Genomic DNA, 1,402 nt, shown 5'->3' on the forward strand with positions numbered 1-1,402 from the left:
ATCATGGCATCGACAAGGTCTAGCTTGATGATCTGATCTGAAAGCTTGGTTTTGCCCGCTTCCATTGGGCCGCCAGATACGAAGATAACTGGAATGTTGAGACGCATTGACGCCATCAGCATCCCTGGAGTGATTTTGTCACAGTTAGAGATACACACCATCGCATCTGCACAGTGCGCATTAACCATGTATTCTACTGAGTCGGCAATCAATTCACGTGATGGCAGCGAATAAAGCATGCCGCCGTGACCCATTGCGATGCCATCATCGACGGCGATGGTATTGAATTCTTTTGCGATGCCGCCTGCCGCTTCAATCTCTTGAGCAACAAGTTGGCCCAAATCTTTAAGGTGTACGTGGCCTGGTACGAACTGAGTGAATGAGTTCACCACGGCGATGATTGGCTTACCGAAATCTTCGTCTTTTACACCGGTTGCACGCCAGAGCGCACGAGCTCCCGCCATGTTACGACCATGTGTGGTGGTAGCTGATCTATATTTTGGCATTTCTTAAATCCTTCTTACTGCTGCTCTGGGTACACATAGTCTAACCAGCCCCACTTATCTTCCGTGGTGCCGTCAAATAGGCCAAAGTAGGCTTCTTGCAATTCTTTGGTAATTGGACCGCGTTTACCGCTGCCCACTTCAATTTTGTCGATGGTTGCCACAGGCACAACTTCTGCTGCGGTACCGGTCATGAATACTTCATCCGCAAGGTATAGCGCTTCGCGGGCAATGTTAGCTTCACGGACTTCGTAACCTTTATCGCGAGCAATGGTCATGATCGAGTCACGAGTGATGCCCGGTAGGATAGCGCTGGTGGCTGGTGGTGTGGTGATCACGCGATCTTTGATGACAAAGATGTTCTCGCCCGCGCCTTCTGACAAGTAACCGTCAACACTCAGTGCGATACCTTCGTCGTAACCATGACGACGTGCTTCACCACCAACGAGTAGTGAAGAAAGGTAGTTACCACCCGCTTTTGCAGCGGTAGGGATGGTGTTAGGTGCCGCGCGATTCCAGCTTGAAATCATCGCATCTACGCCTTTTTCTAGTGTTTCTTCACCAAGGTACGAGCCCCATGGGAACGCCGCGATGATCAGCTCCATTTCGGTGCCTACTGGAGGACACACACCTAAACCGACATTGCCCACAAATCCCAATGGACGAATGTAAGCGCTGTCGAGTTTGTTTTGACGCAGAGTTTCACGCGTTGCTTCCATGATTTCTTCAACAGAGTATGGAATAGGGAAGCGGTAAATTTTGGCGGAATCTTTTAAACGCTGTGCATGCTCACGGTGACGGAAGACAATTGGGCCTTTTGGTGTGTTGTAGCAGCGTACCCCTTCAAATACCGAGGTGCCGTAATGCATGGCGTGAGTGAGAACGTGCACGTTCGCCTC

2 protein-coding genes are annotated in these 1,402 nt (G+C 50.4%); both read right to left on the reverse strand.

Annotation, left to right across the window (positions count from 1 at the left end; genetic code table 11):
- A partial coding sequence (locus tag R7Q41_RS24020; RefSeq protein ID WP_318144707.1) for a dihydroxy-acid dehydratase occupies window positions 1-506 on the reverse strand: 506 nt, incomplete at its 3' end.
- Between the two features lie 14 nt (window positions 507-520).
- Window positions 521-1,402: branched-chain-amino-acid transaminase (ilvE, locus tag R7Q41_RS24025; protein ID WP_318144708.1), on the reverse strand; the 882-nt coding region annotated here is incomplete at its 5' end.

Origin of the sequence: Vibrio sp. 2096, from assembly GCF_033339595.1 — a bacterium.
Taxonomy (GTDB): Bacteria; Pseudomonadota; Gammaproteobacteria; order Enterobacterales; family Vibrionaceae; genus Vibrio; species Vibrio alginolyticus.